Consider the following 25,424-nt stretch of genomic DNA (forward strand, 5'->3'; position numbering starts at 1 on the left):
TTTATTTAGCATCCGCAAGGATCTGGCGGTGTGACCACAACTGGCCGTGTATTAATATCAATCGTATCTTCTGCATAAAATGTGGAACCGATGCTGATGGCTCGATTTTCTGCACGGAACGTGTATGTACCTGCAGCAGGGAGTACTTTATGTGAAAGCTTTAATGTATATTTGGAAATTCCAAGTAAATCCAGTCTGAGCGGAATACGAACGGTTTGTCCGTTGTTCAAAATGTAGCTGTCTTTTAATGCTTTACCGTTCATAATGTCTTTCGTCGTTGCTTGGAAACCCTTTGGCAGAGTGAACTCAACCGCACCAAGACTTAGAACAGAATTTGGGCTGTACGTCAGCTCAATGTCAGAAAAAGACCATTCCTGCTTACTTGCTCCTGTAATTTTTGCGTAAAGTGCAGCTGGTTTTGCATTGGTTGTTGCTTTGCCGGCTTCCTCAGCAGATGCAGAAAGCGGTACAGACAGCGCCATAACCAATGTGAGCATCCCCATCATAAGAATCGTCCACGTTTTTTTCATTTTTTCCTTCCCCCTTGTTGAATATAGGTAAATAATAGATGATTACACCCATTATTTACCTATAATGTTACCATATTACCATATGGTATTAAATGGGATATTATACCCTTATTTTGTCATTCTTTAGTAATAGCGGGGAAAAAGCGCATTTGGTTGATTCATTCCGTAATAATGGCCTGGCATTTGCTGGTTTGTTGGCATCATCATATGCATATCTTGATAACCATATGGATGGTGTGGCATCATTCCATATCCACCATAATGGCCTAGATGATGGTGATCCTTCATTGGAACATGCTTTGAAAAGGTATCATGCTGGTTTGGGAACGGTGAATAAACTGAATGATGATGTGGATGGTGCGCGTTATACATATCTTTTTTGCCGCTATGATAATGGTTTGGCATATTCATATGATCATGCATGTTTGGCGCGACCATATGCTCATGATTGGCTGTATACACATTTTCAAATGTGTGATAGGGATTTTCTTGGTGATAATGATTCATTTGGCTGTTCATATCGTTCATGTATATCTCATCCTTTATGTCAGGTTGCCATATCCTATGAGACAGATCTGCTTCATGAGCCTATCCATATGAAAGAAAAAAACCGGCTTTTCAGCCGGGAAAAGGAAAAGCAGGTAAAGCGTCAAGCGTTAAATTGTATAGCTGTGTCTTCTTCTGCGACGCTTTTTACATCTGCTGCAGACACTTTTAGGAAAATAACAGGGATCGTAGCTTCGAGAGGTATCCCAAAAATCGCTCTCAAACCATTTATCTTTTTTATGACAAAACTTTTTTTCTTTACATGGATCCTCATGGCAATGATCGTCATGCTTTTTATGGCAGTGTGAGTGGGAATGTTTGCACTTGCATTTGCACATTGTCATCCCTCCTAAATGTGACTCAATGCTAGTATATGCAAGAAAGAGTCATGAGGACTGGATGCTCATGCTTCTTTTATAAAAAAAGGCTTTTTCTAAAAAAACTCAAATAAAAAGAATTGACTAGTGCTAAATTAACATGATAAAATATAAATTTTTATCCTCTGACGAAATGTGTTATAATGATATTGTGAATACTTTCGGAGGTGGCGGATTTGTTTCAAATAGGTGATAAAATTGTTTATCCAATGCATGGAGCCGGTGTGATTGAAGGAATGGAAGAAAAAGAGATTTTAGGTAAGACACAGGAATATTTCCTGATTCAAATGCCGAATATGCAGATGATGGTCCCAAAAGGCAGAATCAATCAACTAGGTATACGTCCGGTAGCAGATCAAGCAACGCTGAAAGTTGTGATGAACAATTTTGCAGAAGAAACAAACGACGACACGCTTACTTGGAAGCAAAGATATGATGAAAATCTGAAAAAGCTAAAAACAGGTGCGATCGAAGATGGTGCAGACGTTGTCAAAGATCTAATGAGACGAAATCAGAAGAAAGCGTTAAATTCAAGTGAAAAGAAGATGCTTGAAGATGCAAGAGGCATGTTAGTGAGTGAGATTTCACTTGCACAGGGACTGACGCAAGATGAAGTGATGACAGCTTTAGAGAATGAATTAAGAATGTAATGATGATATACAGAGACTAGCTGTAAACTGAAGGGGACTACTTCTTTTGTTTACAGCTTTTTTGTTTGAAAAAAAGAGTAATATTGCCATTTTTGTAGGTGGTTTTAACTAAAATTGAAATGAGGTCATACGATTTAGTTTTTACGTTCACAACAAAAATTTAAAGACCTCTGAAATACCTAGATCATATGAAAAACAGGTAACTTCTCCTGATTCATTCAAATGAGCCGGACAACCTTTGAATTTTCTAAGCCATTGATAGTAAAATATTGCGGTAAGATGACACCTAAGAGAAAAAAGGAGCGGTGAAATGAAAAGGTTACTAATATGTGGATTCATCTTTCTTATTCTGTGTACTCTTTTAATGGTGAAATGCAGCCATTCTGTTCAAGAAAAAAAAGAGCAAAAGCAGCATCATCAAGAGGTAGAAAAGTATCGAAAAGAGCGAAAACAAGGCGATCAATATGAAAGCTTTAAACAGCTCATGCGATATGAAAGAGACGGTTATGAGATAGAATTTCACGAAAAGGGCGGAAGTGATTTACTTGTATTTTCTCCTCATGGAGGTGACATTGAACCAGGAACAAGTGAAATTGTAGAAGCCTTTCAAGAAAGCTACTCTACGTATTTGTTTGAAGGTACAAAGCAAGACAATAACCGGGACCTGCATATCACGAGTACCAATTTTGATGAACCCATTTTGGTTCAAATGATTAAAACGTATCCTTTTTCAATTTCCATCCACGGCTATAAAAGTGATAAAAGACACACGCTCGTTGGCGGCACAAATGAAAAAATGCAAAGAGCAGTTGTACGAGAACTAAAAGATCGGGGATTTTCCGCAGAAATGGTACAAAAAGGCGAACGGCTTTCTGGTACAGATCCCAAAAATATAAATAATCGAAATGCGAGTGGTGAAAGTGTTCAGCTCGAAATTAGTACAGCGCAAAGAGAAGCTTTTTTTGATAATTTTGAGACGAGAAAAGAAAAGAAAAAAGCATTTAGACGCTATATTAATGCATTAAAAGAAGTACTAAGAGAATTCGATCCGTCTGCGTAAAAAAGTTTGATGGGCAAAAGTACTCTATTTAAACTTGGTAAAAAAGATAGGAATATGCGATTTGAACATAAAATATGTAATAACTTACAATTTGCCTTGAAAACATAAATTATGTAAAATAATAGTTATCAGTTTGATATGATAGAATGGGGCTGAAGTGGATGGCACACAAAATACCATCTTCCGAAGTAGGTGTAAAGATCAATCAATGGTACACGCATATTTGCAAATTTGAAGTTGAACAGGCAAACGGCATGAAGCGCCTTGTTGAAGAAGAAATTCATGATATGGAAGAGGATCAAGATTTACTCCTATACTATTCTCTAATGGATTTTCGCCATCAAATGATGCTTCAGCACTTAGCGCCAGTCCATGCAGGGAGTGAAACGCTTCAAGCAGTGTCCTTTCCTAAAGAAATTGACGATGCAGAAGATGAAATGACAGGCTTACTCGGCTATTATTTTCATTTTTTTCATGGAATGTATGCGTTTATCCAGCGCCGGTATATCGAGGCCATTTCATATTACAAGCATGCTGAACATCAACTGATTTTAGTGACAGATGAGATCGAAAAAGCAGAATTTTACTATAAAATTGCAGAAGTATACTATCATATGAAACAAACCTATTTCTCCATGCACTACGCTAAAAAGGCAAGAGACATCTACAAGAAACATCAGCTTTATGGAAAAAGAAGCATTCAATGTGATTTTGTCATGGCAGGTAATTGGATTGATGTTAATCAGTATCAAAAAGCGCTTCCTTATTTAGAAAAAGCGTTAAAGGTCTGTGAAGCGATGGAACAAAAAGAATGCACATCTTACTTTAAAGCAATGGCGCTTAATAACTTAGGCACTTGTCATTATAGTATGGGAACGTACCATACAGCGACTGTCTTTTTTGAACAAGCCATTTCACTTTATCAGAAAGATCAAGCATCCACGATGATCAAATCGTTGTTTTCACTTGCCCTTACTTGTTTTAAACTCGGAGATATCAAGCGGGCAGGCGAGGCCATATCTACAGGAATGAAAGAGGCTTGTGTATTGGAAGATGAAATTTATCAGTTGAAATTCCAATTTTTGCAGGCGCTCTATATAGAGAAAGACGGCTGTGAGCAATTGAGGTCGGCCCTTTTTGGTCTAAGAAATAAAAAAATGTTTGCTGATTTAGAGGAATTAGCACTTGATGCGGCTAATTATTATAAGGAACGCGACATGTACAAGGAATCCTCCACTTTTTTTGAGATTGTGATCGAAGCGCGTACGCACATTCAAAAAGGAGATGAGATGTATGAGAACGAAGCATAACATGTCAGCTGCTCAAGTAGATGAAAGACTTCACACTTAAAAATGAGACAAACAACACCCTTTACGCAAAACGTAAAGGGCTTTTTTCTTTATTCTTTGATTGCTTTTTCTGCGTCAATTGCACCTGCTCCATAAACCATCGGGTCATCCCCAGACCACTTGCTTGTATTTTCTTTTAACAGGGTTTTGACTTCATCCGGTGTTAAATTTGGTGAATGCTCTAGTAGTAGAGCGCAAATACCAGCACAAATCGGTGTTGCCATCGATGTGCCAGATAACGTTGTATAATCATGATCAACTCTGCTTGATTTATCAAGTTTATCCAAAAAGGATCGTGGTGATCTGAGAGAAACGATGTTTACTCCTGGTGCGAGGATATCAGGCTTTGCCTCCCCGTAAACCGTCGGTCCTCTGCTTGAAAACGGTGCCACGACATCGTCACTTGATTCTGGTGTATTCCTGTCATCGTAGGCTCCGACCGTAATGACTTTTTGACTGACAGCAGGGCTTGCAATCGTCTGGCTGTTAGGGCCAGAGTTTCCGGCAGCGACGCATACAACAATCCCTTGATCCCAAGCCGCATTGACAGCACGCACCATTGGATCGTCCTGTTCGTCATCATAACGCTGCGCAGCTCCGCCCAGCGACATACTGATAATATGAATCGGATCATCGGGGTTGTCTTCGTTGAATTGTATGCACCATTCAACACCTTCTATAATAGTAGAAAGTGATCCAGCCCCTTGTTTATTTAACACTTTCACGCCAATCAGATTTGCTTTTGGGGCAGGTCCTTTGTATAAGCCGTCTGAGGCGGCTCCATCTCCAGCGACATCTCCCGCGCAGTGAGTACCGTGGCCATTATCATCATAAGGCTTTGTTTTTTGTTTGACTAAATCCACAAAATCTCGAATTCTTCCATCTAAATCTTCATGTGGATAAATTCCCGTGTCAATGACAGCGACCGTAATGCCTTCTCCTGTTAAAGTTGTCCCGTTTCGGATGACTTCTTCAGCATGGCTTGCTTGTGTGGCTACATCCAGCAGCGCATGAACTTTCCGGTCTAAATAAATTTTACGAATATGCTCACCGTTTGCTAATAGCTCCTCTAAAGCAGCAGGCGTTAAATCAGCAGCACAGCAGTCGATATGTGAAAAATGCCGTTTTATATTTGTTTTTCTGCTTTTTTTCATGAGCCGCTTTGTGCTTTGAATCCCTGCCTCGGCTGCACCTTCCTTAAATTCAATGATCACACGAAGCTTCTTTTTCTTCTTCAGTCTGCCTTCGAAAAAACGATGAAGAAAGCATGGCGTCCATTTAAAAGGTTTATAAAGGTGAAGAACGGTCTCTCTTAAAGGCTGATCTAGTTTACTAGCATGTGTTCTGACCATCTGCACCATAGAAAATCCAAACATGTGATGCCCTCCATTCCAGCTATCCATTCTCGTACACTCATACGTTATGAGAATGAGAACTGCTTGGTTCGGATTCTTGTCCCTCCTTTTCTTTATATTGGCGGCTTGCTTATGTCTTTCAAAAAAGAAAAGCGCTTACATTTTGTAAAATAATAGAAAAAGGTGGAATTCACGTAGAATCTGCCGATGATAGGTGGGAGAGTTCTTCTGAGAGAACCAGTGAAACAAAGGATTTTGCAGAAAAAGGAGGGCTGTGGACAGGGTCAATGCTCATATAAATGTGATGCGTGACAGATGGAAAACATCAAATCCTTATCAAAAAAAGCCGAATTAAAGAAAACAGACTGGATAGGACTAGGTCATATTAAACATAACGTCATTTTTTTGTCATACTATTCTAACTCTGTTTTCAAAGAGGAGAGGCGTTTCTGTGTATATAAATGCAATTATCTTATTTTTGAGGAATCTCATGATCTAGAGTGTTATGATCAAACGTGAAGAGAAAATGTGGAAAAAATGATAAGAAATGATGATTCAATATAAATCATAGAAACGGCTTAGAAATCTGTTAAAGGAGAACGGGAATGAAGAAGTTTTTTGCTTTGCTTCTCCTGCTTGCGATCGGATGGGGCGTTTATTATACTATGCAAGCACAGGAACATGATGAGCCAGTGTCATCAGGTGGGGAAGACGAAAGCGGTTCAAATGATATTTATCGAAATTTTAAAGAACTTGAAGAAAACGAATCAACAAGCAGCTATAACATTACAGCCAACCCAGTGCCTGGCAGCCGCCTTCTTGTGATGTCACCTCATGGCGGGAGGATCGAAGGCGGCGTGAGCGAGATCGTCCATTTTTTTGACAACGATTTTTCGACGTATTTATTTGAAGGTCTAAGAGAGAATGCATCAGAACTTCATATTACAAGTACAAACTTTGATGAGCCAATCGGCGTCGCGCAGGCAAAAGCACATGATTACATCTTAGCAGTGCATGGATACAAAGGCGAGGAAGGAATTGACCATACTCTCGTCGGCGGAACAGATTACGATCGTGCAGAGAAAATTGTGAGCTCATTAGAGCGGAACGGATTTTCTGCTGAACTAGCTGTCGCACACGCAACCCTGAGCGGGACAAGCAATCATAATATTAATAATCTTACAAAAACAGGGCAAAGTGTGCAGCTTGAGATTAGTAGAAGTCAGCGTGAAGCTTTATTTGATAGTTTCGATTTTCGGAGGCGATCAAGTACAAAAAACGAGACATTCTATCGTTATGTCAGGGCGATTCGGACAGTGCTGGATGAAGAATATACGTAAGGGCTGTGCACATGTTAAGACAAGGAGTGGAATTCTTGTTACACTATGAACAGTGATAACAAAAGGAGAGACGGATATGGCGCGTCATCATTTTCATCTTCAGGCAAGCTGGCCCGGTCTGCGTAACGATGTGGGTACAATCGCATGTGAACAATTAAAAACAAAGATTTCGATTCCAAAGGAAATGGACGGTCCAGGTATTGGAACCAATCCAGATGAGATGCTCTTAGGTGCAGCGGCTACGTGTTATATCATTACACTTGCAGCCATGATGGAGCGGAGTCAATTAGAGAAAGAGGATCTATCGATGAGCTCTGAAGCCGTCGTAGATGTGACAAATGGCGTGTTTACTTATGAGGAAATCATTCATCGGCCTGTCATCACCCTCAAAGAGTCCGCTTCCGCACATGATATTGAGCTGGCCCGAAAGCTTGCGCATAAAGCCGAAAGCTCATGTATGATTTCAAGAGCTGTTCAGGGGAATGTGAATATTTCCTTAGAAGAAACCATTCAAGTCGGCCGTTAAAACAAAAAAGTCATTTTCTCTAGAAATATGGAGAAAATGACTTTTTTTATGACGTCCATTCGGTTTGATCGAGTTGTGCTTTGGTTTCGTTCTTTTGCTTCTTGGATTGATTTAAGACAATCACGCCGCAGATGACAAGTGCAAGGCCGATGTAGCCTTTCGTGCTGATCGTTTCGTTAAACAGCACAAGTCCTACAAGAGCAGTGAGAGCTGTTCCAACGCCAGACCAGGTTGCATAGGCAGACGAGAGCTCGATGGTTTTAAGTGCCAAGCTCAGGAAAGTAAAGGCACATCCAAATCCGATCAGTACCCCGATACTCGGCAGCAGCTGCGAAAAGCCTTGAGAAAGCTTCAGCATTGTACTGCCAAAAACCTCCGTCAAAATGGCTCCTGTTAAGTAGAGTATTCCTTTCATCATCTCTCACATCCTTTATGACATATTTAATAGTACGACCCCTGAGACAAGCATCGCCATGCCAATGACTGCTTTTTGGTTCAAGGTTTCTTTGAAAAAGAGCACGCCAAAAATAGCCGTGAGGACCGTACCAACCCCAGACCATGTTGCGTAAGACATGCTTAGCGGAATGATATTGAGCGTCAATGACAGCATATAAAAAGCAAGTGTATAGCCAGCCACAACAACCGCGCTAGGCTTCCAGCGCGTAAAGCCATGAGATAATTTTAACATCGCGGCGCCAATGGCTTCTGAAAAAATGGCCACAGCCAAAAAAAGATATCCGAGGATCATGATCATCCCTCCTCTAATAGGTGTAAAATCCGATGAAGTAAAAGGTTTTTTTCCTCTCTTTTCAGCGGTTCTAGCTGAAACATTTCTGAAAACCATATCCCCTCACATGCAAGGCGGATCAGCTGACTCAGTACAGGATCGCTTATTTCCTCAGCTGCTTTTTCTTTGAACTCCGCATAAAAAGCACGCCAAGGGTGCAGCAGCGCATCATCAAATGACATGGTAGCCAGCATACTTGTACATAGCTGGGTCGTATGCTGCATATTTAAATCATGTCATGTGGCCAATAGATATGCGCGTACATAAGGCGCTTTTTCGTGTTTGTATGTTTCGTAATACGTCTCGAGCTGCTGACGAAAGCAAAGAATCGCATGCTCATTCATTTGTTGGATGAGCTCTTCCTTGCTTGAAAAATGATAAAGCAGACCGGCTTTGGTCATATTTGCATGCTCTGCCACCTGCTGAAGGGTGAGCTGGCTTAACCTTTCTTTTAAAATCGTACTGGCAGCTGCATCAAAAATTTGCTTTTTTTGGTTTTAGACATAAAAAAACACCTACTTTACTGAACAGTCGGTAAAGTAAATGTTAACCCATGAAAAAAGAGTGTGTCAATCGATTCATTTTATGAACGGATGTTTTCACTTAAACGTCATATTTAATACCAAGGGTATGGTCCATATGGCGGGAATGGCGGATAAGGATATCCAAATCCTGGAGCAAGCAAAGATCCAGCAAGCAGGCCGCCAGCAAAACCACCTAAAAATGGAGGTCCAAAGAATCCAGGTCTTCCAAAGCCAAAGCCTGGGCGGCCAAATCCGAAACCAGGTCTCCCAAAGCCAAAACCAGGTCGGCCAAACCCAAATCCAAAAGGTCTTCTCATGTCTTCTTGAATAAACGGAGGGGCGTCAAAATAATTCATAATAAAAGGCTCCTTTCTCATAAAATCACTGTAACTGACATCAGTGTATTCCAGCAGCCTACAGATGTTTGGGTGAACGCCTAATATAAGGAGGAATGTTAGAAATGGGCCTGTATCCATCTGATTGGGCAAAATGTCCGCCGCATGCTCATGCATATAAAGCACGTACAGATGTAACGGAGGGGCATTATCATTTAATAGAGGGTATTTCTCAGCCTGTAAATGGAAGCAGTACCGACCGGCATACTCATTTTTATCGGGGGATCACCTCCTTTGAAAGAGGGCACTTCCACAGGTACTACGGCATCACAGGGCCTGCAATTCCGAGAGTGGATGGAACGCATTATCACGAGATTGAGGAAGTCACCTATTCTGCCTATCTCGATTCTGTTCCCATCCCATATGGAGGTGTCGTCTATAGTCCAGATGAGAATCGGCCAACCCATAAGCATCGTTTAAAAGGAAAAACATATGAAGTGGTTGGAAACGAACCGCTTGGCTGGTGATGGGCAGCATATAGGAGAGTAAGAAAAGTTATGCTATACTGTAGGCAGTTTTGTAAAAGTGAGTGATGTTATGAATAAAGCGAAGCAGCCAGTAATCGTGTTAGTAGGGCCGACGGCTGTCGGCAAAACCAAATTGAGCATTGATATAGCCAAAGCATTTAATGGAGAGATTATCAGCGGGGATTCTATGCAGATTTATAAAGGGATGGATATCGGAACAGCTAAAATCACTCCTGAAGAAATGAATGGCATCCCGCACCATTTAATTGATATTAAACAGCCGGACGAATCTTTTTCGACAGCTGAATTTCAGCAGCTGGTTCGTTCGAAAATCAAAGAGATTGCCGCTAGAGGGAAAACGCCAATGATTGTCGGCGGAACAGGCCTCTATATCCAATCTGTTTTATATGATTACACATTTACGGATGAGAAAAGTGATCCTGCTTTTAGAGAAGAAATGACGCTCTTTGAACAGCAGCACGGCGCGCTTTTGCTGCACGAAAAGCTAAAGGCAGTAGATCCTGATGCGGCAAACGCTATTCATCCAAATAACGTCCGCCGCGTGATCCGGGCGCTGGAAGTGATTCATACAACAGGTCAGAAAATGTCGGAGATGCAAAACGGGCATCAAGAAGTTCCTCTTTATGATACAGCCTTCATTGGGCTGAAAATGGATCGAGAGGTTTTGTACGAGCGCATTCATCAAAGAATTGATATGATGATAGATGAGGGCTTGATTGAAGAAGTGAGAGCACTTTATCAATCTGGCTTGAAGGATTGTCAGTCTGTTCAAGCCATTGGTTATAAAGAGCTGTATGCCTATTTTCAAGGTGACTGCTCACTTGATGAAGCCATCGGGCAATTAAAGCAAAATTCCCGTAGATATGCGAAGCGTCAGTTCACGTGGTTCCGTAATAAAATGGCGGTCACTTGGTTTGATATGACACCGCCTTGCCACTTTTCAGACAAAAAAGAGGAAATTTTCGCATATATAGCAGGAAAGCTTGGACTTAAAGCGAAACTGTAGTTATCAGAATCAAGGAGGACGAAACATGAAACCGATTAATATTCAGGAGCAGTTTTTGAATCAGATCCGCAAAGACAATACATTTGTCACAGTATTCTTGCTGAATGGCTTTCAGCTTCGCGGTCAAGTGAAAGGGTTTGACAATTTCACGGTGCTGCTTGAAACAGAAGGGAAGCAGCAGCTTATTTATAAACACGCCATTTCTACATTTGCACCTCAAAAGAATGTAAATCTAGAATTAGAATAGGATATGTTGTATTTAAAATAGCCCCATGCCTCTGCGAATAAACCGGCCGGAACCCGCTACGTTTTTTGTCAGTGCAGAGGGGCTATTTTGTATGCAATGAAACTTTTCTGCCAATTTTCCGTATAATTCCTTATTGGATATTAGAAGGGTGAGGGGATTCATATGGAAAATGCAGAGCTTGAATTAAGAAGGATTAGAGTGATCCTCCTTTTGATTGGAATTGTTGTCTTGTTTGGATCGTGCGCTATCTCAAACATTGAAACGAGACAAGAAAGTTGGAATAACCATTCTCATGAAAATGCAGATGGAATTTTACCATCATCTGCTGCACTAAAAAATAATCATTTTGCTGTTGTGAAAGATGATCAAGTACATGTGTACCGGTTTGATGAAAAAGAAGGAGAGCTGACTCTCGTTACAACGAAATACATAGATGAATGGGACGACGAAGAATATGATGATGGCTCTGATGAAGAAGAGTAAGCACGTAAATTTACAAATGAATGTGAAGCCGCTACACTATAATCATGCATCAGACATCTAGACAGAAAAGGATGAGTTCATGACACATAAAATTAAAATTAATCATTGGGAACAAACTTGTGAAGACGATTCCTGTTTCGAATATGGAACGAGTGTTTCTGTAAATGGGAAAGAATTAGTGAGAGAAGCTTCAATCGTCTCTGCGCTTGAAGCGGTGCTAAAAGAATTAGGTGTTGAAGTAGAAATTACAGAAGTGTCAGAAGATTTACAGTGCGATGCCTACAAAAAATAAAACAAAAAGTCTAGTCTACTAAGCGATTTTTTTTCGTGTTATGATAGATTTCGGTTTCAGTTGAATAGGGAGTAGAGCAGTCTATTTTTAGATCCTGTTCTGCTCTATTTATTTGAACGTACGAGTTCGGCTATGAAGGTTCGGCCGGGTTGGTTGATTTTTTTCGTTTCGAACATCTATATGTTGTGTTTTGAAAAAACATAGTATACTATATATAGTGAATGGCGAAATGATCAACAATACTAAAAACTAGGTCGTGATGGAATTGATTCAAATCGTATTTGATTCAAAAACAGGAAATGTTCAACGCTTTTTGGACAAGACCCCTTTTACAGACAAACGAAAATTGACTGGAGAAGAGTTTTTGGATACGCCGTTTATTCTCGTCACCTTTACGACAGGATTTGGACAAGTCCCTAGTACCACTCAGTCTTTTTTAGAGAAAAATGCTCACCTTTTACTAGGTGTTGCGGTGAGTGGCAACAAAGTGTGGGGAGATAATTTTGCAAAAAGCGCCGATACGATTTCTAAACAATATCAAGTTCCTATTTTGCACACCTTTGAACTAAGCGGAACAAAAAGGGATGTTGAATTGTTTACACAGGAGGTAGAAAGAATTGTCACAAAATCAGGTTCCAAAGTGGATACAATTAAATAACGAGATTATGATTCAAAAAGAAGGAAAGTTTCAGTTCGATAAGGACAAAGAAGCTGTACATAGTTATTTCGTAGATTACATTAATCAAAACACGGTCTTTTTTCACAATCTAGAAGAGAAGATTGATTACTTAATAGAAAACGACTACTATGAGGAAGAATTCTTAAGACAATACAGCATGGCAGACATTAAAGAAGTCTTTGAAGCTGCATATGCCAAAAAGTTTAGATTCCCATCATTTATGAGTGCATTTAAGTTTTACAATGACTATGCACTGAAAACAAATGATAAAAAGAAAATCCTTGAACGCTATGAAGACCGCATTTCAGTTGTAGCACTTTTCTTTGCGGGTGGAGATAAAGAAAAAGCACTTGAGTTTGTAGAACTGATGATCAATCAAGAGTACCAGCCAAGTACACCAACCTTCTTGAACGCTGGACGTAAAAGACGCGGTGAGCTTGTGAGCTGCTTCTTGCTTGAAGTAAATGACTCACTAAACGATATTTCAAGAGCGATTGATATTTCCATGCAGCTGTCAAAATTAGGCGGCGGTGTCAGTTTGAACCTGTCAAAACTTCGTGCAAAAGGCGAAGCAATCAAAGATGTAGAAAACGCGACAAAAGGTGTCGTCGGCGTGATGAAGCTTCTTGATAATGCATTCAGATATGCAGATCAAATGGGGCAAAGACAAGGATCAGGCAGTGCCTACCTGAATATTTTCCACAGAGATATCAATGATTTCTTAGATACGAAAAAAATCTCTGCCGATGAAGATGTTCGCGTGAAAACTCTGTCTATTGGAGTCGTCATCCCGGATAAATTTATCGAGCTTGCTAGAGAAGATAAAACAGCTTACACTTTCTATCCGCATACAGTCTATAAAGAATATGGACAGCATCTTGATGAGATGGACATGGAAGAAATGTATGACGAGCTTGTAGAAAACCCGAAAGTCAAAAAAGAAAAAGTCAATCCGAGAAAGCTTCTTGAAAAATTGGCTGTTCTACGCTCAGAATCAGGCTATCCATATATCATGTTCCAAGATAATGTAAACAGAGAGCATGCCTTGAACCATATTTCACGAGTGAAATTCTCAAACCTTTGCTCAGAAGTTCTTCAGGCTTCAGAGGTTTCTTCTTACACGGACTATGATCAAGAAGATGAAATCGGTCTTGATATTTCTTGTAACCTTGGTTCATTAAATATCATGAATGTCATGAAAAACAAATCGATCGAAAAAACAGTCAAGCTTGCAACAGACTCACTAACGCTTGTGTCTGAAACAACGGACATTCGCAATGCACCGGCTGTTCGAAAAGCGAACAAAGCGATGAAGTCAATTGGACTTGGCGCGATGAATCTTCACGGGTATTTAGCTCAAAACCAAATTGCCTATGAAAGTGAAGAAGCAAGAGATTTTGCAAATACGTTCTTTATGATGGTGAACTATTATTCAATTAAACGCTCAAGTGAGCTTGCGAAAGAAAAAGGAGAAACATTCCATCGTTATGAAGGCTCTGGCTATGCAACTGGTGAGTACTTCAATAAATACGTGGAAAATGATTTCACACCAAAAACAGAAAAAGCAGCAGCACTATTTGAAGGCATGCACATTCCAACAAAAGAAGACTGGGCCGCACTCAAAGAATTTGTAGCGGAACATGGCATGTATCACAGCTATCGCTTATGTATTGCACCAACAGGTTCCATTTCTTATGTTCAATCGGCAACAGCCTCTGTTATGCCAATTATGGAACGTATCGAAGAAAGAACATACGGCAACAGCAAAACCTATTACCCAATGCCAGGTCTTTCAGCGCAAAACTGGTTCTTCTATAAAGAAGCGTACGATATGGACATGTTTAAAGTGGTCGATATGATCGCAACAATTCAGCAGCACGTCGATCAAGGAATCAGCTTTACACTATTCTTAAAAGATACGATGACAACGCGTGATTTAAACCGCATCGATCTTTATGCACACCATAAAGGCATTAAGACACTTTATTATGCAAGAACGAAGGATACAGGGCAGGAAGGCTGTCTTTCTTGTGTTGTTTGATTAAAGGAGAGTTTAACGTGACAAAAATTTATGATGCAGCCAACTGGTCAAAACACGAAGACGATTTTACACAAATGTTTTACAACCAAAATGTAAAGCAGTTCTGGCTTCCAGAAGAGATTTCCTTAAACGGAGATCTCTTAACATGGAAATATTTAGGTGAAAAAGAGCGAGATACGTATATGAAGGTACTTGCTGGACTGACTTTACTTGATACAGAACAAGGAAATACAGGGATGCCGATTGTTGCTGAACATGTGGACGGCCATCAGCGTAAAGCTGTACTCAACTTTATGGCAATGATGGAAAATGCGGTGCATGCGAAATCATACTCCAATATCTTCATGACACTCGCACCAACTGAAACGATCAGTGAAGTGTTTGAATGGGTCAAGAAGAATAAATTCCTGCAAAAGAAAGCAGATATGATTGTCAGTTTATACCGTTCGATTCAAAAGGACGATCCTATTTCTCTCTTTAAAGCAATGGTTGCTTCTGTTTATTTAGAAAGCTTCCTATTTTATAGTGGTTTTTACTACCCGCTATATTTCTATGGGCAAGGAAAGCTCATGCAAAGCGGTGAAATCATCAACTTAATTTTGCGTGATGAAGCGATTCATGGTGTGTACGTTGGATTATTAGCACAAGAAATTTACAACAAACAAACACCTGACGTGCAAAAAGAGCTGTATGATTTCTCTATTGACCTTTTAAACGAGCTTTATGAAAATGAACTTCATTACACTGAAGATATTTATGACCAAGTCAATTTATCGCATGATGTGAAAAAGTTCATTCGTTACAATGCCAATAAAGCGTTAATGAACCTTGGATTTGCCCCTTACTTTGAAGAAGAAGAGATCAACCCTATTGTATTGAATGGACTCAATACAAAAACAAAGTCGCATGACTTCTTCTCAATGAAAGGGAACGGCTACAAAAAAGCAACAGTTGAGCCGTTAAAAGATGACGATTTCTTCTTTGGAGATGAATCATAAGGAAAGCGTAAAAGTCAAAACGCATCACTCGTTTTGGCTTTTTGCCATTTCTAACAATGTGATAGTTACATACTGGAGGTTACCGAACATGGGAAAAATGGACGAAATCATTTTAGTAGCACCACGCGCACGCGTGTTTCAAAACGAAACACTTGCGTTTAATGGTGTGAACAGTGAAGAGAAAACAATCAGCACCATTATGAAAGAAATCGAAGAGCACTTCGAGCAAATGCGAAGAGGCGATGCAGAAGAAAATCCTGACTTCAAGCAGCCGATTCCTTATGTCGTGATTAAGCGTGAGGACGAAGTGTATGTATACGAAAGACTTCAAGGCGGAGGAGAGACTCGCTTACATCATAAGTTATCTCTTGGCTTTGGGGGGCATATGAACTTCATCGAAGGAAAAAACTTTGCTGAGATTCTAAAAGAAAATACAGATCGTGAGCTGGACGAAGAACTTTCAATTCAAGAAGAAGACAAACTTGAAATGAAAACCCTTGGGTTAATCAATGACGATGACAACAGTGTCGGCCGTGTGCACATCGGACTGTTATCAGCGCTTGAACTATCTCCAGGTGCTCATGTAGAGGTAAAAGAAACAGATCAAATCTCAGGAAAATGGATGAAAGCAGCCGATTTGAAAAAGCCTGAATACTTCGATCGTCTTGAAACATGGTCTCAATTTGTCGTTAACATCTTAGCGTAAATGAATACACAACAAACCGGCTCAGCAGAAGACTTGAGCCGGTTTGTTTCGTTACAACAGCTTCAACTTATTGGAAAACGAATGCGTCGTGACCGGCCTGTTTCAATCTTGCGACGAGATCATCTGCATTTTGCTTTGTACGGAAAGCCCCGGCTTGCACTCGGAACATGCCGCCGTCTAATACAACAAACGCGTCAAAGCCTTTGGATTTAAGTGTTGCTGCTAATTCATCTGCATTGGCTTTCACTTTGAAAGCTCCTGCCTGCACTTTATAAAGATTACTTGCTTTTTTTTTCAATTGAAAGGCTTCTTCTAGACCAGTCGCATGAGCGCGAGCGATGCCTTGAAGGAAGGTTGCGTTGCGGAGCTTATTAGCATCAGCTGCCGTATCGATGAAACCATTCTCTGTTAAAATAGCGGGCATAGAAGTTTCTCGAAGAACGTGGAAGTTCGCAGTTTTCTTGCCGCGGTTCGCAAAATCAACCGAGCGGACAATTTCATCATGAAGGGCATTGCGATACGTGGTGGTCGGTGCTGAAACGCCAGGATACACATAGCTTTCAAACCCTGTGCCCCCGCCAGCATTAATATGAATAGACACGAAATAGTTTGCCCCCCAGCTGTTTGCCGCATTCGTACGCTGGGACAAAGTGACGGATTGGTCAGTTGAACGACTTAAGCGGACGGAAACCCCATCATATTCACTAATCAAAATGTCTCTTAATAAAAGCGCGATTTGAAGTGTTATATTTTTCTCCAAAAGTCCATTAGCACTAGCTCCAGAATCTGTTCCTCCGTGGCCAGGATCAATAAAAATTTTCACCATCTATTCATCACCTCGTCTTTATTTTATGAGAAAATAGAAGAATTGCCTGTACAAAATGCGGAAATCATTGAGACTCTTTTCTGCATCATTTGTGATTAAAAAGCTACATTTTTCTAAGAAAAAGCAAATTGTTGGTTTGTCCGCCCAAACGGGATGAATACAATGGAAATAGCACATCATTTCCTGGGAAACCGCAGAAATCCCTACAATATTCGGTATCTCGGGTCATTTTGACAGCAAACTTGGGCTTAAGCGGGCGATTGTCACGATTACAGCTCCACCCGAATAGAATAAAGAGAGAAGAGCGAGAGGTGAATACGTTGGAGCGAGCTGTCACATATAAAAACAACGGCCAAATCAATATTATACTTAACGGACAAAAGCAAGTATTGGTTGATGCAGACTCAGAGGCAGAATACCTAGAAGCCTTGCAGAAAAATGAGGCAAAACACAGCATCTTACGGGAAATAGAGCGTGAAATGAACAGCCTTGTCGGTATGGATGAAATGAAACGAAACATAAAAGAGATTTATGCTTGGATTTTTGTTAATCAAAAACGGCAGGAACAAGGGTTAAAGGTAGGAAAACAAGCGCTTCATATGATGTTCAAAGGAAATCCTGGCACAGGAAAAACCACAGTTGCAAGACTTGTCGGGAAGCTTTTCTTTGAAATGAATGTGCTCTCAAAGGGTCACTTAATTGAAGCAGAACGAGGTGATCTTGTTGGAGAGTACATTGGTCATACAGCGCAAAAAACAAGGGATTTAATTAAAAAATCATTAGGTGGTATTTTGTTCATTGACGAAGCCTATTCTCTTGCACGCGGAGGAGAAAAGGATTTTGGAAAAGAAGCGATTGATACCCTTGTAAAACATATGGAGGACAAACAGCACGAATTCATTCTCATTCTTGCTGGCTACTCCAAGGAAATGGATCATTTTCTTTCTTTAAACCCCGGCCTGCAATCAAGATTTCCAATCAACATCAGCTTTCCTGATTATACAGTCGATCAGCTCATGGATATTGCAAAACGAATGATGGCAGACAGAGAATATGTATTTACACAAGAAGCCGAATGGAAGCTGCGGGATTATTTAATGCACATTAAAAGTACCACAAGCCCGGCAAAATTCAGCAACGGCCGGTTTGTGCGAAACACCATTGAAAAAGCCATACGAACCCAGGCGATGAGACTGCTTCTTGTGGATCATTATGATAAAAAAGATCTGCTGACCATTAAAAGTCACGATCTTCAAATGAAAGAGGATACGCCTTCTTGAAATGGCGTATCCTTTTTATAAAGAGTCACTAAAATAAACCATCCGAATAGTGGTATACGTGTGATGTGTTTGGTATGATGGTACTACTGAAAACTTAAGTACAGAAAGGAAACAACTAACGTTGAATGAACATGAAATGACTGAAAAAGCGATCCTTGTCGGCTGCCAATTGCCGCATGTAACGGATGAACGCTTTCAATACTCAATGGAAGAATTAGCTTCCTTAACTAAAACCGCTGGCGGTGAAGCTGTCAGCGTGATGACGCAGAAGAGAAATAGACAAGACAGTGCAACGTATATCGGGAAAGGGAAAGTAGAAGAACTTGAAGTGCTTTGCGAGGAACTCGAATGTGATGTCATTATTTTTAATGACGAGCTTTCTCCAAGCCAGCTAAAAGCTTTGGCGACTGCTTTAGATGTAAAAATTATTGATCGTACGCAACTGATTTTAGATATCTTTGCAAAAAGAGCCCGTACAAGAGAGGGGAAGCTGCAAATAGAGCTTGCCCAGCTTCAGTATGCCTTGCCGAGACTAAGTGGACAAGGGATCAGCCTTTCAAGACAAGGGGGCGGAATTGGCGCAAGAGGTCCAGGTGAAACAAAACTTGAAACAGACAGACGCCATATTCGAAACCGCATTCATGAAATTAACGGGCAGTTATCTGCAGTCAAAGAACACCGAACAAGATACCGGGAGCGCCGAAAGAAAAATGGTGTGTTCCAAATTGCCATTGTCGGGTATACGAATGCCGGAAAATCAACTTTGTTTAACCAATTAACAGAAGCGGATAGTCATGAAGAGGACCTGCTGTTTGCGACACTTGATCCAATGACACGTAAGATGACATTAGAATCTGGCTACAGTGTGCTGATTTCAGATACAGTTGGCTTTATCCAAGACCTTCCGACCACACTGATTGCCGCATTTCGTTCCACCCTTGAAGAAGTGAAGGAAGCCGATTACTTGCTTCATGTCATCGACTCTTCTAATGAGGATTATGAAGGGCACGAACGAACGGTTCATGAGCTTTTAGAAGAATTAGAAGCGGACCGAATTCCGATGCTGACTGTTTATAACAAGGAAGATCAAATTAGACCAGATTTCATCCCATCTTCAAAGCATCGCCACATCTTAATCAGTGCTAAGCGCAAGGAAGATGTAAAAAGGTTAAAAGCGGATATTATGGCTGAGCTGAAAAAAGCCTTTTTAAAGCCATATCATGTAAAGATTCCAGCGCATGAAGGCAAGCTCATCTCCGCATTAAAATCAGAAACGCTTGTGGAGTCACTAGAATTTCAAAAAGAAGCAGAGATATATGACATCACCGGATTTAGTGGTGAGGATCAGACCATTTTAGGTCAAATCAAGAAGTATATGTTGGAAAGGAATTAAATCAAGATGTTTCACACATTAAAACACGGCAGTATTTTAGAAAAAGTAGCAGCAGAAACAGAACAAGAGATTTTACACGTGCATCAGCAAATTGATCAAAAGAGTGAACTAAATGAGTGGCGGGTGCTTGAAAACTATCGAAAGCACAAAGTCAGTGACACTCACTTTAATCTGACGACTGGATATGGCTACGATGATATGGGAAGAGACACATTAGAAAAGATTTATGCGGATGTCTTCGGCGGAGAAAGCGGGCTTGTGCGTCCGCAAATCATTTCCGGCACACACGCGATTTCCATTGCCTTATTTGGTGTGCTGAGACCTGGCGATGAATTGATCTATATGACGGGAAAACCATACGATACGCTAGAAGAAATTGTCGGGATTCGCGGGAAAGAAGGGACAGGCTCATTAAAAGACTTCCAGATTGACTACAAAGCCATTGATTTACGACAAGATGGATCCGTCGATTATGAGAAAGTAAAAGAGTCGATTTCCTCTAAAACAAAAGTCATCGGCATTCAGCGTTCGAAAGGCTATGCGTCAAGACCCTCCTTTACTATAGAAGAAATTGAGCAAATGATTTCATTTGTGAAAGAGATGAATGAAGAAATCATTGTGTTTGTAGATAACTGTTATGGTGAATTTACTGAATTAAAAGAGCCATGTCATGTCGGAGCTGACCTCATGGCCGGTTCACTCATTAAAAACCCAGGCGGAGGCCTTGCCAAAACAGGCGGCTACATCGTTGGAAAAGAAAAATGGGTAGAAGCCTGCTCTTATCGGATGACATCTCCAGGCATCGGCAGTGAAGCGGGTGCATCGCTGTATGCGCTTCAGGAAATGTATCAAGGCTTTTTCTTGGCGCCGCATGTTGTCGCTCAAAGCTTAAAAGGCGCAGTGTTTACGGCTCGTTTTCTTGAGAAGCTCGGATTCCAAACAAACCCAGCGTGGAATGCGAAAAGAACGGATTTGATTCAATCAGTCGAATTTGGAGATCCTAAAAAAATGATTGCATTCTGTCAGGCAATCCAGTATGCATCTCCGATTAACAGTCACGTCACACCACATGCAAGCTATATGCCGGGCTACGAGGACGATGTCATTATGGCAGCGGGCACCTTTGTACAAGGGGCCAGTATCGAATTATCAGCCGATGGTCCGATCAGACCGCCTTATACTGCCTATGTTCAAGGCGGACTCACGTATGCCCATGTGAAAAATGCGATTTGCAGTGCTGTCGATGCCTTATTGGAACAAGGTTTTATTGAAGTACCTGCTCAATAAAAAAATCCATGTTAATATTCCTAACATATTGTTGACACATAATATAACATGACATATAATAAATTTAAGCAAAGAGGAGGAGACAGTTGAGATGAGTGATAACATTCGCCGCTCAATGCCTTTATTCCCAATTGGGATTGTCATGCAGCTAACAGAATTATCTGCAAGACAAATTCGCTATTATGAGGAAAATGGTTTAGTATTTCCAGCAAGAAGTGATGGAAATCGCCGATTATTTTCTTTTCATGATGTTGATAAATTACTAGAAATTAAAAACCTCATCGAACAAGGTGTAAACATGGCAGGAATCAAAAAGCTTTTTGCCAAAGCTGAGGCAGAAAATCCATCGTCTGATACAAAGACGGATGAAAAAGCTACAGCTAAGCACAACTTGACAGATGATGAACTCAGGAAGCTACTGAAGAAGGAACTCATTCAGGCTGGACGTTTCCAACAAGGAACGACCTTTAGGCAGGGGGATATGTCAAGGTTCTTCCGTTAACCAATTAGCAAAAGCATTGCTATACACATTTTACCTTTTGTAGGGGAGGAGTTTTACGAAATGGCAAAGTACACAAGAGAAGATATCGTAAAATTAGTAAATGAGGAAAACGTAAAGTACATCCGTCTGCAATTTACAGACATTCTCGGAACGATTAAAAATGTTGAGATTCCTGTGAGCCAGTTAGAAAAAGCTCTCGATAACAAATGTATGTTTGACGGTTCATCTATTGAAGGATTCGTACGTATCGAAGAATCAGATATGTACCTATACCCAGATCTAAACACATTTGTTATTTTCCCTTGGACAGCAGAAAAAGGTAAAGTTGCACGCTTTATTTGTGACATTTATAAGCCAGACGGGACACCATTTGATGGAGACCCGCGTAACAACTTAAAGCGTATCTTGAAGGAAATGGAAGAACTAGGATTTAGTGATTTCAACCTTGGACCTGAGCCAGAATTCTTCTTATTTAAATTAGATGAAAAAGGCGAGCCAACGCTTGAACTAAACGATAAAGGCGGATACTTTGACCTAGCACCAACAGATCTAGGCGAAAACTGCCGCCGTGACATCGTACTAGAGCTTGAAGAAATGGGCTTTGAAATTGAAGCATCTCACCACGAAGTAGCACCAGGGCAGCACGAAATTGATTTCAAATATGCAGGCGCGATCCGTTCTTGTGATGACATTCAAACGTTCAAACTCGTTGTCAAAACCATTGCGAGAAAGCATGGTCTTCATGCGACATTCATGCCAAAACCATTGTTCGGTGTAAACGGATCTGGTATGCACTGTAACCTATCATTATTCAAAAATGGTAAAAACGCATTCTTTGATGAAAAAGCAGATTTACAATTAAGCGAGACGGCTAGACACTTTATCGCAGGTATCGTCAAGCACGCAACAAGCTTTACAGCGGTCACAAACCCAACTGTAAACTCTTACAAGCGTCTTGTACCTGGCTATGAAGCACCTTGCTATGTGGCATGGAGTGCACAAAACCGCAGCCCATTGATCCGTATCCCGGCATCACGCGGCATCAGTACACGCGTAGAAGTGCGCAGCGTAGACCCATCTGCAAACCCATACCTTGCACTAAGCGTATTACTTGCAGCAGGTCTAGACGGAATCAAAAACAAACTAGAAGCACCAGCACCAATCGACAGAAACATCTATGTCATGGACAAAGAAGAGCGTCTTGAAAATGGCATCTCTGACCTTCCTGCAACACTTGCAGAAGCACTCGAGCTGCTGAAATCAAACGAAGTCATGATCAACGCACTAGGCGATCACCTATTCGAGCACTTCATCGAATCAAAAGAAATTGAATGGGATATGTTCCGCACCCAAGTACACCCATGGGAACGCGATCAGTATATGTCTCAGTATTAATAAAAAACCCCTTGGAGCCATTGGCTTCAGGGGGTTTTTGTTTTTTGGGGTATAACGAAGGGCATAGATGAGCATTTTCGGTGTGGCTGCTTGTTTAAGCATACGTTCATATGCATTGAATAAAAATGATTTCGGTAGGGGATATCCATCTTTCAATTAGAGTTACTAAATTCAACTCATACAGGTAAACGTCATTAAGAACGAGTCTAGCGTCATGTTATGAGCCGTATTGATGTAAAGGTTTTGGGTCTCAATAGATCATTTGATTTTTTGCTCTAAAATCAAGAGTTTTAATTATCAGTAAAAGACTCTGGTTGCTGTATACTTCTATCCGGGATATTAAAACAAATGTACCCCATCTTGAACCGGATGGGGTAGCTGTATCAATAAATTCAATTTTTGTCTTGTGTAATAAAGTTTGTTTTATTTTAATATTTAATAATTGTTCTTCCTAAATGTTGGCCATTTTTAATGGCTTCAATTTTTTCAGGTAACGTATCGAGAGTAATCTCATTGACTAGAGTCGTTTGGGAGATATTCCATTCGTTTGCTATCTCGTTCCAAATTACTTTGCGTTTATTGATTGGCACATTTACAGAATCGATCCCCAGAAGGTTGATCCCTCTTAAAATAAAAGGTAACACAGTTGTTGTTAATTTAATTCCACCTGCATTTCCGCACATGCTCATGCTTCCACCGTAAGAAATTTGAGGGATTAATACAGAAGCTACATCTCCTCCAACAGTATCTAATACGAAGTCAAATTTTTGCTTGTTTAATGGTTTTTTTAACTCTCCTAACTGGTTTGCAAAAATGACATCATTTGCTCCTAAAGATTTTGCTATGTCAACTTGATTATCTTTACGCACTAAAGCAAAGATATTTTTGTACCCAATTTTAGATAATAATTGTATAGAGATGCTACCAACTCCACCAGTTGAGCCCGTAACGAGTATATTAGGTTGATTTTTTGTATTCATACCATTTTCCTGTAAAGCCATGATCGAAAGAGCAGCAGTAAAGCCTGCTGTTCCAAAAATCATTGCTTCTTTTAAAGTCAAGTTATTTGGCAAAGGAACAATCCAATCCGCAGGTACTCTAGCATATTCTGAAAAACCTCCAGTGTGGCTCATGCCCAATGCGAAACCTGTGACAATAACTTGTTGACCCTCTACGAAACGATTATCTGTTGTATGAACGATAGTTCCACTTAGATCAATTCCGGGAATCATTGGATAGTTACGAATAACACCTCCATTTTTTTGAACGGCCAGCATATCTTTATAATTGATTGAAGAATATGCAACTTTAATTAATACTTCTCCCTCAGATAAATCATTAACACTTACATTTTGAAGATCGTAACTAACTTGATCATTTTTTTCTGTAACTAGAATCGCTTTAAATGAATCCATTATTTATCTTCCTCTCTAAAAATATATTATGACAAAACATTTCCGGTGCAAAAGTATTTCAATTAAAAAACTACCATGATATTATAGGTAAAGTCAATGTGGGGGAGATACGATGGAATTATCAGAGTGCATAAATTTTTTACTAAGTGTTAGTCAAAATAAAGTGTTTAAGTACTTTAGTAAGCTTTTAGAGGAATGTGATTTGACACCCGCTCAATATGGTGTGTTGAACTGTTTGTGGAGAGAGGGCCAGCTATCTCCCAAACAAATTGGAGAACTTGTGTATTTAGAAGCCTCAACAGTTTCTGGAATTTTAGATAAAATGCAAAAAGCTGACTTAATTGAACGCACAATAGATCCAAAAAATCGAAGAAATATTTTAGTAGATGCTACTCAAAAATCTTTAGTCATTAGAGATAAAGTTGAAGCAGCAACAATTGAGCTGAACAAAACAGCGCTTCAAAACTTGTCAAAACATGATAAGGTTGTGCTAAAGAAAGCATTGAATACAATTATAAATAATTTTCAATGATGTATTTTTATAAACAAGCTTCATATTAAATCCATAACCGCAAAAAAGCTCTTTTACTGGAGCCTTTTTGCGGTTTCTGTTCGATGATTTGTAAATTTCTGCAAGTCATAATAAATGTCACATAAGGAGATTTGGTGGAAGGAGAGTGAGGCATGGAGACAGTTCTTTCACATGTTGGTGTGAAAATAAATGAATGGTATAAAATGATCCGGCAATTCAGTGTTCCAGACGCAGAGATTTTGAAAGCTGAGGTAGAACAAAAGATTGAATAAATAGAAGAAGACCAGGATTTACTGATCTACTATCAATTAATTTGCTTCCGCCATCAGCTTATGCTTGTTAATATAAAATCCTCACAGCAGCGGTCTTTATCTATTGCAGACTTCGTTGATAAAATCGAAAAGTCGAATCATCA

General features: G+C 40.1%; 31 protein-coding genes and 2 pseudogenes. 22 read left to right on the top strand and 11 right to left on the bottom strand.

Annotation, left to right across the window (positions count from 1 at the left end; translation table 11 throughout):
• Positions 1-5: 5 nt before the first annotated feature.
• On the bottom strand, positions 6-530 hold the full coding sequence (gene bslA / locus AAYR28_RS08405; RefSeq protein ID WP_024424102.1) for a biofilm surface layer hydrophobin BslA: 525 nt from the start codon (positions 528-530) through the stop codon (positions 6-8).
• A 123-nt stretch (positions 531-653) separates the two neighbouring features.
• On the bottom strand, positions 654-1,058 hold the full coding sequence (locus AAYR28_RS08410; protein WP_024427030.1) for a hypothetical protein: 405 nt from the start codon (positions 1,056-1,058) through the stop codon (positions 654-656).
• 68 nt (positions 1,059-1,126) lie between these two features.
• On the opposite strand from AAYR28_RS08410, the gene AAYR28_RS08415 reads away from it, so the two are divergent.
• The 4 genes from AAYR28_RS08415 (at position 1,127) to AAYR28_RS08430 (ending at position 4,473) form a co-directional block, all read left to right on the top strand.
• Positions 1,127-1,384, top strand: a complete 258-nt coding sequence (locus AAYR28_RS08415; protein ID WP_024427031.1) for a hypothetical protein — start codon at positions 1,127-1,129, stop codon at positions 1,382-1,384.
• Positions 1,385-1,629: 245 nt separating this feature from the next.
• Positions 1,630-2,103, top strand: coding sequence for a CarD family transcriptional regulator (locus AAYR28_RS08420; RefSeq protein WP_024424099.1), 474 nt, complete (start codon positions 1,630-1,632; stop codon positions 2,101-2,103).
• Between the two features lie 310 nt (positions 2,104-2,413).
• Positions 2,414-3,163 (top strand): poly-gamma-glutamate hydrolase family protein, encoded by a 750-nt coding sequence (locus AAYR28_RS08425; protein WP_120206985.1) that lies wholly within the window; start codon positions 2,414-2,416, stop codon positions 3,161-3,163.
• 161 nt (positions 3,164-3,324) lie between these two features.
• A complete protein-coding gene (locus tag AAYR28_RS08430) occupies positions 3,325-4,473 on the top strand; it encodes a Rap family tetratricopeptide repeat protein (RefSeq protein ID WP_024427032.1) in 1,149 nt (382 codons plus the stop codon).
• A gap of 89 nt (positions 4,474-4,562) precedes the next feature.
• Here AAYR28_RS08430 and AAYR28_RS08435 read toward each other — a convergent pair whose 3' ends face one another.
• Positions 4,563-5,888 (bottom strand): S8 family peptidase, encoded by a 1,326-nt coding sequence (locus tag AAYR28_RS08435; protein WP_098676900.1) that lies wholly within the window; start codon positions 5,886-5,888, stop codon positions 4,563-4,565.
• 584 nt (positions 5,889-6,472) lie between these two features.
• Between AAYR28_RS08435 and AAYR28_RS08440 the strand changes: the two genes are divergently transcribed.
• Positions 6,473-7,207, top strand: a complete 735-nt coding sequence (locus AAYR28_RS08440; RefSeq protein WP_025093280.1) for a poly-gamma-glutamate hydrolase family protein — start codon at positions 6,473-6,475, stop codon at positions 7,205-7,207.
• A gap of 76 nt (positions 7,208-7,283) precedes the next feature.
• Positions 7,284-7,733, top strand: a complete 450-nt coding sequence (locus AAYR28_RS08445; RefSeq protein ID WP_024427036.1) for an OsmC family protein — start codon at positions 7,284-7,286, stop codon at positions 7,731-7,733.
• Between the two features lie 46 nt (positions 7,734-7,779).
• Here the strand turns inward: AAYR28_RS08445 and AAYR28_RS08450 are convergent, their stop codons facing one another.
• From AAYR28_RS08450 to AAYR28_RS08470, 6 genes and pseudogenes are all read right to left on the bottom strand, one after another.
• On the bottom strand, positions 7,780-8,148 hold the full coding sequence (locus AAYR28_RS08450; RefSeq protein WP_024424093.1) for a DMT family transporter: 369 nt from the start codon (positions 8,146-8,148) through the stop codon (positions 7,780-7,782).
• Between the two features lie 15 nt (positions 8,149-8,163).
• Positions 8,164-8,481 carry a DMT family transporter gene (locus AAYR28_RS08455; protein WP_024424092.1) on the bottom strand — a complete coding sequence of 106 codons (318 nt, stop codon included), beginning with the start codon at positions 8,479-8,481 and terminating at the stop codon, positions 8,164-8,166.
• A 2-nt stretch (positions 8,482-8,483) separates the two neighbouring features.
• Positions 8,484-8,744 carry a hypothetical protein gene (locus AAYR28_RS08460; RefSeq protein ID WP_224426513.1) on the bottom strand — a complete coding sequence of 87 codons (261 nt, stop codon included), beginning with the start codon at positions 8,742-8,744 and terminating at the stop codon, positions 8,484-8,486.
• A gap of 12 nt (positions 8,745-8,756) precedes the next feature.
• On the bottom strand, positions 8,757-8,921 hold the full coding sequence (locus AAYR28_RS08465; RefSeq protein WP_235183638.1) for a hypothetical protein: 165 nt from the start codon (positions 8,919-8,921) through the stop codon (positions 8,757-8,759).
• A 3-nt stretch (positions 8,922-8,924) separates the two neighbouring features.
• A pseudogene (locus tag AAYR28_RS19055) lies at positions 8,925-9,002 on the bottom strand (TetR/AcrR family transcriptional regulator); the annotation flags it as partial.
• Positions 9,003-9,136: 134 nt separating this feature from the next.
• Entirely contained in the window at positions 9,137-9,400 is a 264-nt protein-coding gene (locus AAYR28_RS08470; protein WP_025093279.1) for a hypothetical protein, read from the bottom strand.
• Between the two features lie 104 nt (positions 9,401-9,504).
• On the opposite strand from AAYR28_RS08470, the gene AAYR28_RS08475 reads away from it, so the two are divergent.
• The 9 genes from AAYR28_RS08475 to AAYR28_RS08515 all read left to right on the top strand — a co-directional run bounded on the left by AAYR28_RS08475 (position 9,505) and on the right by AAYR28_RS08515 (position 16,379).
• Positions 9,505-9,906 carry a YmaF family protein gene (locus tag AAYR28_RS08475; protein ID WP_041084774.1) on the top strand — a complete coding sequence of 134 codons (402 nt, stop codon included), beginning with the start codon at positions 9,505-9,507 and terminating at the stop codon, positions 9,904-9,906.
• Positions 9,907-9,976: 70 nt separating this feature from the next.
• A complete protein-coding gene (miaA, locus tag AAYR28_RS08480; RefSeq protein WP_041109148.1) occupies positions 9,977-10,933 on the top strand; it encodes a tRNA (adenosine(37)-N6)-dimethylallyltransferase MiaA in 957 nt (318 codons plus the stop codon).
• 25 nt (positions 10,934-10,958) lie between these two features.
• Positions 10,959-11,180 carry an RNA chaperone Hfq gene (gene hfq, locus AAYR28_RS08485; RefSeq protein ID WP_024424088.1) on the top strand — a complete coding sequence of 74 codons (222 nt, stop codon included), beginning with the start codon at positions 10,959-10,961 and terminating at the stop codon, positions 11,178-11,180.
• 162 nt (positions 11,181-11,342) lie between these two features.
• Positions 11,343-11,663: a YmzC family protein gene (locus AAYR28_RS08490; protein WP_120206983.1), complete on the top strand. Its 321-nt coding sequence runs from the start codon at positions 11,343-11,345 to the stop codon at positions 11,661-11,663.
• A 79-nt stretch (positions 11,664-11,742) separates the two neighbouring features.
• The gene (locus tag AAYR28_RS08495) at positions 11,743-11,955 is read left to right on the top strand and encodes a hypothetical protein (protein ID WP_003212415.1); all 213 of its coding nucleotides are present in this window, start codon (positions 11,743-11,745) and stop codon (positions 11,953-11,955) included.
• 265 nt (positions 11,956-12,220) lie between these two features.
• Positions 12,221-12,613 carry a class Ib ribonucleoside-diphosphate reductase assembly flavoprotein NrdI gene (gene nrdI, locus AAYR28_RS08500; RefSeq protein ID WP_008360380.1) on the top strand — a complete coding sequence of 131 codons (393 nt, stop codon included), beginning with the start codon at positions 12,221-12,223 and terminating at the stop codon, positions 12,611-12,613.
• Positions 12,573-14,675 (top strand): class 1b ribonucleoside-diphosphate reductase subunit alpha, encoded by a 2,103-nt coding sequence (gene nrdE / locus AAYR28_RS08505; protein ID WP_024424086.1) that lies wholly within the window; start codon positions 12,573-12,575, stop codon positions 14,673-14,675. Before nrdI ends, nrdE begins: the two co-directional genes overlap by 41 nt.
• Before the next feature lie 17 nt (positions 14,676-14,692).
• Positions 14,693-15,673 (top strand): class 1b ribonucleoside-diphosphate reductase subunit beta, encoded by a 981-nt coding sequence (gene nrdF / locus AAYR28_RS08510; protein WP_024424085.1) that lies wholly within the window; start codon positions 14,693-14,695, stop codon positions 15,671-15,673.
• A gap of 88 nt (positions 15,674-15,761) precedes the next feature.
• Complete coding sequence (locus AAYR28_RS08515) at positions 15,762-16,379, top strand: hypothetical protein (RefSeq protein WP_024424084.1); 618 nt, start codon at positions 15,762-15,764, stop codon at positions 16,377-16,379.
• Positions 16,380-16,446: 67 nt separating this feature from the next.
• Here the strand turns inward: AAYR28_RS08515 and AAYR28_RS08520 are convergent, their stop codons facing one another.
• Complete coding sequence (locus AAYR28_RS08520; RefSeq protein WP_061109893.1) at positions 16,447-17,205, bottom strand: N-acetylmuramoyl-L-alanine amidase; 759 nt, start codon at positions 17,203-17,205, stop codon at positions 16,447-16,449.
• Between the two features lie 320 nt (positions 17,206-17,525).
• Between AAYR28_RS08520 and spoVK the strand changes: the two genes are divergently transcribed.
• The 5 genes from spoVK to glnA all read left to right on the top strand — a co-directional run bounded on the left by spoVK (position 17,526) and on the right by glnA (position 23,062).
• Entirely contained in the window at positions 17,526-18,485 is a 960-nt protein-coding gene (gene spoVK, locus AAYR28_RS08525; protein WP_024424083.1) for a stage V sporulation protein K, read from the top strand.
• A gap of 121 nt (positions 18,486-18,606) precedes the next feature.
• Positions 18,607-19,878: a GTPase HflX gene (hflX, locus tag AAYR28_RS08530; RefSeq protein WP_120206981.1), complete on the top strand. Its 1,272-nt coding sequence runs from the start codon at positions 18,607-18,609 to the stop codon at positions 19,876-19,878.
• Positions 19,879-19,884: 6 nt separating this feature from the next.
• Complete coding sequence (locus AAYR28_RS08535) at positions 19,885-21,165, top strand: aminotransferase class I/II-fold pyridoxal phosphate-dependent enzyme (RefSeq protein ID WP_120206979.1); 1,281 nt, start codon at positions 19,885-19,887, stop codon at positions 21,163-21,165.
• Between the two features lie 91 nt (positions 21,166-21,256).
• Positions 21,257-21,667, top strand: coding sequence for a MerR family transcriptional regulator (locus tag AAYR28_RS08540; protein ID WP_041109160.1), 411 nt, complete (start codon positions 21,257-21,259; stop codon positions 21,665-21,667).
• A gap of 60 nt (positions 21,668-21,727) precedes the next feature.
• Positions 21,728-23,062, top strand: coding sequence for a type I glutamate--ammonia ligase (glnA, locus tag AAYR28_RS08545; protein ID WP_024427046.1), 1,335 nt, complete (start codon positions 21,728-21,730; stop codon positions 23,060-23,062).
• A 428-nt stretch (positions 23,063-23,490) separates the two neighbouring features.
• Here the strand turns inward: glnA and AAYR28_RS08550 are convergent, their stop codons facing one another.
• On the bottom strand, positions 23,491-24,477 hold the full coding sequence (locus AAYR28_RS08550) for a YhdH/YhfP family quinone oxidoreductase (protein WP_098676905.1): 987 nt from the start codon (positions 24,475-24,477) through the stop codon (positions 23,491-23,493).
• 112 nt (positions 24,478-24,589) lie between these two features.
• On the opposite strand from AAYR28_RS08550, the gene AAYR28_RS08555 reads away from it, so the two are divergent.
• Positions 24,590-25,009, top strand: a complete 420-nt coding sequence (locus AAYR28_RS08555) for a MarR family winged helix-turn-helix transcriptional regulator (RefSeq protein WP_024427048.1) — start codon at positions 24,590-24,592, stop codon at positions 25,007-25,009.
• Positions 25,010-25,161: 152 nt separating this feature from the next.
• Positions 25,162-25,351, top strand: a pseudogene (locus AAYR28_RS08560) (aspartate phosphatase); the annotation flags it as partial.
• Positions 25,352-25,424: the final 73 nt, after the last annotated feature.

Origin of the sequence: Bacillus safensis (assembly GCF_039619585.1) — a bacterium.
In the GTDB taxonomy this organism is placed as follows: domain Bacteria; phylum Bacillota; class Bacilli; order Bacillales; family Bacillaceae; genus Bacillus; species Bacillus safensis.